Source organism: Streptomyces sp. NPDC020875 (assembly GCF_040641415.1).
In the GTDB taxonomy this organism is placed as follows: domain Bacteria; phylum Actinomycetota; class Actinomycetes; order Streptomycetales; family Streptomycetaceae; genus Streptomyces.
This window is the reverse complement of the sequence record NZ_JBFADP010000047.1, coordinates 65064-71838: the sequence shown is the minus strand read 5'-3', so window position 1 is coordinate 71838 and position 6775 is coordinate 65064. Positions and strand designations below refer to the sequence as shown.

The window sequence follows — 6775 nt, the reverse complement described above, 5'->3', positions numbered from 1 at the left end:
AGACTTCCTCCACACCTACAACCACCACCGCAGCCACACCGCACTCGACGGACACCCACCCATCAGCCGCGTTAACAACCCTGCGGGTCAATACACCTAGGGGCGGGCGGTCAGGTATCGCATTCGAGAATCGTCCGGCAGAGTCCGCAGCGGGCCCTGACCCGGCCGCGGACCGGGACCCGGATCCGCTGATGACAGGTCGGGCAGGGGAAGGAGACCCGCAGTCCGCCGTCGGGGCCGGGTTCGAAGAGGTAGCCGTCCGGCGCGCCGGTGCTCGCGCCCGCCCGGCCCCGGGCGTACCGCCGGTCCCTGGCGTACCGCTGCCGTCCCGTCCAGCCCGCCGAGGACAGCGGCGGCTGCCGGGCGTCCCGCAGCGCCCGGGCCCGGCCACGGGTGTACGCCGTGTACGCCTGGGGCGAGGTGAACCACGGCGAGGGGTCCTCGTCGAAGACCAGCGACCGTTTGGCGAGGACGTAGCCGAACTCCTCCGGGGTGAGATAGCCCAGCTTCTGCCGCGACACCCGGTCCTCCCGGAACGCGTCCAGCAGCAGCCAGCCCGCACCCAGATACGTGGTCACGGTGTCGGTCAGGATCTCGTTGTCACCGGTGTCGGGGAACGCCAGGCCGAGCCGGTGCAGCAGGACATGCGTCACCTCGTGCGCCAGGGCCGCGCCGATATCCCGGCGATGGGTGCGGAACCGGTCGTTCAGCTCGATGAAGTACTCCGGACCGGCCGTCAGTTCGACACTGGCCGCGTACTCCATCGCCCGGAAGCCGACGATCATCCGGGCGTCCGGCAGCCGCAGATGGCGGACCAGGGCACGGGCCACCCGCTGCGCCCCCAGATGGAGGTCGTCGGCATCGGGGAAGGCCACGTCGACGGGGAGCACGCTCGGGGCGTAGGCGGCCAGCGCCTCGGGGGAGAGTCTGCGGTGCAGCGCCGTGAGCGCGGCCCGGACCGTCTCCAGATGGGGAAAGCCGTGAACGACCGGCCCGGCGCCCCGGCCGGTGTCACCGGGCCTGACCCCGCCGTCCCTCGCCACCACGTTCCGTACCCCCTGTACGACGTTCTGGCCCGCGTTCCACTGTACGGCGCGGTACGCCCCCGGCGCCCGGCACGGGCCGCGCGCCCGTCGAGGTTCGGCCACTCCGCCGTCGCGCGGGCCCGCGCGGGCCGTCCCGAGCCCGCCGTCCGATCACCGGTCCAGCGGTATCCGGCCGATATCCGGGGTCGGTCGACCGCTGACCGATGGTCACCCTGGCCGAAAACCGCTCCTTGTGGCCGTTCGCGGGGGCTGCTCATAATTCGATCACGTCTTGTCGGGCCCATGACAGGTTTCTGGGTCTGTCGCCGGTCCCGGCCGGGCGCCGAGGCACAACCCCCCCACGAAAGGCAGCCCCTTGAAGCTCCTGCGTACGCTCAAGAGATGTGTCGCGGCCACCGCGGTCGCCCTCGCCGCGCTCAGCCTCACGCCGTCCTCCGCCTTCGCCGCGCCCCCGCCGGTCGTCGGCGGCACCCGGGCCGCCCAGGGCGAGTTCCCCTTCATGGTCCGGCTCTCGATGGGCTGCGGCGGCTCCCTGATCACCCAGCAGATCGTGCTGACCGCGGCCCACTGCGTCGGCCCGACCGGCAACAACACCAGCATCACCGCCACCGCCGGGGTCGTGGACCTGCAGAGCGCCAGTGCGGTCAAGGTCCGCTCCACCAAGATCTACCGGGCCCCCGGCTACAACGGCACGGGCAAGGACTGGGCCCTGGTCAAGCTGGAGCGGCCGATCAATCTGCCGACCCTGAAGCTCGCCGAGACGTCCGCGTACAACAACGGCAACTTCCAGATAGCGGGCTGGGGCGCCAACCGCGAGGGCGGCGCGCAGCAGCGCTATCTGCTGAAGGCGCAGGTGCCGTTCGTCTCCGACGCCTCGTGCCGGTCGGCCTACCCCGAGCTGGTCGACTCCGAGGAACTGTGCGCCGGGCTGCCCCAGGGCGGCGTCGACACCTGCCAGGGCGACTCCGGCGGTCCCATGTTCCGCCGGGACAACGCCAACGAGTGGGTCCAGGTCGGCATCGTGAGCTGGGGCTACGGCTGCGCCCGGCCGAACTACCCGGGTGTCTACGCCGAGGTCTCCCACTTCGCGGCCCAGATCAAGTCGGCGGCGGCCACCCTGTAGCCACCGGCACCACCCGTACCGGCGGTACGGACGACGAGCGGGCGGCGGTCCCCACCGGGGGCGCCGCCCGCCTCCGTACGCCGCTCCTCCGTACGCCCCGCTTCCGTACGCCTCCGGACCCGTACGCCCCGCCTCCGTACGCCCCCGCCTCCGGAACCGGCGACCGGTCCGCCCGCCCGTCCCGCTCACCCGCCGTCCCTCCGGGGTCGCCCGCCCGGAAGGGCCCCGCGCCCGCCGCGGTCCATACCGTGAACAGCCGGGGGCACCGCCTTCCGGCCCGCGTAAACTCGACCACCATGACCACCAGCGATATCGACGAGAACGTGCGCGCCGAACTGGACCGCCTGCGGGGGAGCATCGACAACATCGACGCGGCCGTGGTCCATATGCTCGCCGAGCGTTTCAAATGCACCCAACAGGTCGGCCGGCTCAAGGCCCGCCATCACCTGCCGCCGGCCGACCCGGCGCGTGAATCCCGCCAGATCGAACGCCTCCGCCAGCTCGCGGAGTCCGCGAAACTGGACCCCGGATTCGCCGAGAAGCTGCTCAATTTCATTATCGCCGAGGTCATTCGCCACCATGAGCAGATCGCGGACGACGAGCAGACCGGCGACACTCCCGGGGGCGCCTGAAACGCTGCCGGAAACGCCGCCGGCCGACCCGGGCGATTCCCGGCCGAAACGGCCGAAGGGCCCCGGACCGGAAGGTCCGGGGCCCCTGGTGTCTCCGGCCGTCTTACGCCACCGGGCGCGCCGCTCGCGGTAGCGGCGCGGAACACGGGGGAAGAGGCTCCGCGGCGATACGGTCAGGGCGCCCCGGCGGGCTCAGTGGCCGCGGACGGCTCAGTAGATGTTGACGAAGCCCCACCACCGGCCGCCGTAGCTCTGGCAGTAGCCGCTCGTCGCCGGGGTGACCGCGATATTCCGCGCGACGCCCGCCTCGCACTGGGAGAGCGTCGAGTACGGCGACAGACAGCGGTAGCCGGGTGCGGCGGGCGGCTCGCCGCCCGGACAGGAGAGCGCTCCCACATTCGGTGCCGCCGTCGGCGCGGGCGCGGCCTGGGCCGGGGAGGCCAGGACACCGAACGCCAGTACGGCACCGACCCCGGCGCCCGCGATCAGCCTGCGAACCATCATGGCGATATCTCCTTCTCCCGATAATCCGTGAGTTCCGGACACTTTGAACGCGCTGAACGCTCTGAAACGACAGCAGTCGTTTTCCCGGCGGGGGAGCGCCGGAATTCCGATGCTCCGTGCGACCGGCCGAGACCTACCCGCCGTATCCGGCGACCAGACCTATCCCCGGGTTCGGAATGGAATCCGGGCGCGGTCGAAGACGCCCGCTCCGGCGGAAATCCGTTCACCTCGGCCGGGGAATACTGAAGGTCCCGTCATTACCACGGGATAGCCCGGGGGATATGTTTGACCCCGCCTCCGGCGGTTTTCGGCCGAACGCCACGGCCGGATCCCCGGCCGCCTCGGCCGAATCCGGCACCACCGGCCGGAATCCCGCCGTTCGCCCGCCACACGGCCCGCCGTTCGCCCGTCGCACGGCCGGTCGCACGGCCCGGCGCACCCCGCGCCCCGTACCGCCCCCGGTCGCACGGAGCCGCACGGCCGGGCGCACCCCCGGCCGCGCCGCGGGCCCCGTGCGCTCAGAGCGCAACCCCCACCCCGTGTGCGAACCGGCCCCCATCAGGCAGCATGGCCCCTATGCCCGTACTGACGCGTGACGAAGCACAGAACCGAGCCCGGCTCCTCGACGTCCACCGCTACACGATCGGTCTCGACCTGACCGCCCGTGCCGCCGCACCCGGCACGGGACAGGAGCTGGGCACGGGCGGTGGCGGCACGCCGGAGGACGAGATCTTCGGATCGCGGACCGTCATACGGTTCACCGCCCGGGCCGACGGGGACACCTTCGTCGAGCTGAAGCCCGCCGTTCTGCGCTCGATCACCCTCGACGGGACACCCCTCGACCCGGCCGCCCTCGACGACAACCGCTATCCGCTGACCGGACTCACCGCCGGGGAGCACGAACTGGTCGTCGAGGCCGCGATGCGCTACTCGCGCACCGGTGAGGGCATGCACCGCTTCACCGACCCCAGCGACGGCGAGACCTACGTCTACACCCAGCTCTTCCTCGACGACGTCCAGCGCGTCTACGCCGCCTTCGACCAGCCCGACCTCAAGGCCGTCTTCGAGGTCGAGGTCACCGCCCCGGAGCGCTGGACCGTCCTCGGCAACGGCATCGCCACCCACAACGGCGACGGCGTCTGGAGCTGCGCGCCCACCCCGCCGCTCGCCACCTATCTCGTCGCCGTCGCCGCCGGACCCTGGCACTCCGTCCGCACCGAGCACGCGGGCCTCCCGTTCGGGCTGCACTGCCGCCGCTCCCTCGCCGCACACCTCGACGACGACGCCGACGAGCTGTTCGAGATCACCCGCCAGTGCTTCGACCGCTACCACGAGAAGTTCGAGGAGCCGTACCCCTTCGACTCCTACGACCAGGCGTTCGTCCCCGAGTTCAACGCGGGCGCCATGGAGAACCCCGGCCTGGTCACCTTCCGCGACGAGTTCGTCTACCGCTCCGCCGTCACCGACACCGAGCGGCAGACCCGGGCCATGGTCGTCGCCCACGAGATGGCCCATATGTGGTTCGGCGACCTGGTCACCCTCGCCTGGTGGGACGACATCTGGCTGAACGAGTCGTTCGCCGAGTACATGGGCTACCAGACCCTCACCGAGGCCACCCGGTTCACCGACACCTGGACCGACTTCGCGGCCAACCGCAAGCGCTGGGGGTACGAGGCCGACGAGAGGCCCACCACCCACCCCGTCGCCCCCGCGCCCGGCGCCGTACCCGACACCGCGTCCGCGCTGCTCAACTTCGACGGTATCTCCTACGCCAAGGGGGCCTCCGCCCTCCGCCAGCTCGTGGCCTGGCTGGGCGAGAAGGACTTCCTCGCCGGGATCAACATCCACTTCTCCCGCCACAAGTTCGGCAACGCCACCCTCGCCGACTTCATCGACTCCCTCGCCCGCGCCACCGACCGCGACGTCCACGCCTGGGCCGCGGCCTGGCTCGGCACCAGCGGCGTCGACACCCTGCGGCCCACCGTCACCGACGAGGGCGGCAACTGGACCCTCACCGTCGACCGCGACGGCGGCCGGCCCCACCGGATCGCCGTCGCCGCCTACGACACCGACCCCGTCGACGCCACCAGGCTCGTCCCCCGGGCCCGCTTCGACCTCGACGTACCCGCCGCGGACAGCCCCGCCGAACCCCGGCCCGGCCGCCGCCCCGCACTCGTCGTCCTCAACGAGAACGACACCACCTACGCGAAGATCCGCTTCGACCGGGCGTCCTGGGAGACCGTCCGCGGCGCCCTGTCCCGTCTGCCCGAACCCCTCACCCGCGCCGTCGTCTGGAACGCCGCCCGCGACATGGTCCGCGACGGCGAACTCGCCCCCGCCGACTACCTGGAGACCGCGCGCACCCATCTGCCGCGCGAGACCGACCTCGCGGTCGTCCAGAGCGTCCTCACCTTCTGCCGCGTCCAGATCGCCGACCGGCTGCTCCCGGCCGGGGAGCGGCCCGCCGCGCTCGGCACCGTCCGGGCCGTCTGCCGCGACATCCTCCGCCGCACCGAGGACGGCAGCGACAGCGGACTCCGGCTGATCGCGGTCCGCCAGATCATCGACGCCACCTCCCAGCCCGAGACCATCCAGGAATGGCTGGCCGACGGCTCCGTCACCGGCGGCCCCGAACTCGACCCCGAGCTGCGGTGGCGGATCCTGCACCGGCTCGCCGTCCTCGGCGCGGCCGGCGAGGACGCGATCGCCGCCGAACTGCTCGCCGACCCCAGCACCAGCGGCCGGGAGGGCGCCGCCCGCTGCCGGGCGGCCCTTCCCACGCCGGAGGCCAAGGCCGCCGCGTGGGAGCTGCTCTTCGGCTCCGACGCCCTCTCCAACTATCTGCTGACGGCCGTCGCCCAGGGGTTCTGGCACCCGGAACAGGACGAGCTGGTACGGGATTACGTGCCGCGCTACTTCACCGAAGCGGTCGCCCTCGCGGCCCGCCGGGGGCCCGCGATCGCGGCGGTCGTGGGACGTCACGCGTTCCCGGCGTACGCGGTCCGCGAGGAGACCCTCGCCCTCGGCGAACGGGCCCTCGCCGACCCGGCCCTGACGCCGGCCTTCGAGCGGGCCCTCCGGGACCAGCTCGACGACCTCCGCCGCGCCCTCCCGCCGCGCGCGGCGACCGAGTAACCAGGGTCCGCGCCCCGGCGAGACCGGCGGACCGAAGTCACCCAGGGCCGCGCCCCGGCGAGACCGGCCGGCCGGAGTCCTCAGGGGCGCGGCACCCCCGGGGGTCCGGTCAGCCGGGGCATCGAGGGGCGCCCCTCTGCGGAGCGGGCCGGATGAAGGCATCCAGGGGCGCGGGGAACCGCGCGCTCGACCACGGCCGGGCCGCGGTCCGGGTACCCGCTCCGGTGGCACCCCCGGCTCGCGCCCGCGGTGCCGGAAGCGTACGGCTCCCGTACGGCGGATCCCGTCCGCGGACCGCAGCGGGCCGTTCGCGCGGTTCCCCGCGCCCCCGAAAG

General features: G+C 72.8%; 5 protein-coding genes and 1 pseudogene. 4 read left to right on the top strand and 2 right to left on the bottom strand.

Going from position 1 to position 6775, the window contains the following annotated elements:
• Positions 1-100, top strand: a pseudogene (locus tag AB0G74_RS25260) (IS481 family transposase); the annotation flags it as partial.
• 10 nt (positions 101-110) lie between these two features.
• On the opposite strand, the gene AB0G74_RS25255 reads toward AB0G74_RS25260, so the two are convergent.
• A complete protein-coding gene (locus AB0G74_RS25255) occupies positions 111-1046 on the bottom strand; it encodes a hypothetical protein (RefSeq protein ID WP_361150291.1) in 936 nt (311 codons plus the stop codon).
• A gap of 355 nt (positions 1047-1401) precedes the next feature.
• Between AB0G74_RS25255 and AB0G74_RS25250 the strand changes: the two genes are divergently transcribed.
• Together AB0G74_RS25250 and AB0G74_RS25245 are read left to right on the top strand one after the other, a co-directional pair.
• On the top strand, positions 1402-2169 hold the full coding sequence (locus AB0G74_RS25250) for a serine protease (protein ID WP_361150288.1): 768 nt from the start codon (positions 1402-1404) through the stop codon (positions 2167-2169).
• Between the two features lie 296 nt (positions 2170-2465).
• Entirely contained in the window at positions 2466-2801 is a 336-nt protein-coding gene (locus AB0G74_RS25245; RefSeq protein WP_361150286.1) for a chorismate mutase, read from the top strand.
• 210 nt (positions 2802-3011) lie between these two features.
• On the opposite strand, the gene AB0G74_RS25240 is transcribed toward AB0G74_RS25245, so the two are convergent.
• Positions 3012-3305, bottom strand: a complete 294-nt coding sequence (locus AB0G74_RS25240) for a hypothetical protein (protein ID WP_361150283.1) — start codon at positions 3303-3305, stop codon at positions 3012-3014.
• A 576-nt stretch (positions 3306-3881) separates the two neighbouring features.
• On the opposite strand from AB0G74_RS25240, the gene pepN reads away from it, so the two are divergent.
• Positions 3882-6440 carry an aminopeptidase N gene (pepN, locus tag AB0G74_RS25235; protein ID WP_361150280.1) on the top strand — a complete coding sequence of 853 codons (2559 nt, stop codon included), beginning with the start codon at positions 3882-3884 and terminating at the stop codon, positions 6438-6440.
• Positions 6441-6775: the final 335 nt, after the last annotated feature.

Bases quoted from the DNA above. Each gene is read 5' to 3' on its own strand.
- AB0G74_RS25240 (WP_361150283.1), bottom strand. From the start codon at position 3,305: ATGATGGTTCGCAGGCTGATCGCGGGCGCCGGGGTCGGTGCCGTACTG.
- AB0G74_RS25245 (WP_361150286.1), top strand. From the start codon at position 2,466: ATGACCACCAGCGATATCGACGAGAACGTGCGCGCCGAACTGGACCGC.
- pepN (WP_361150280.1), top strand. From the start codon at position 3,882: ATGCCCGTACTGACGCGTGACGAAGCACAGAACCGAGCCCGGCTCCTC.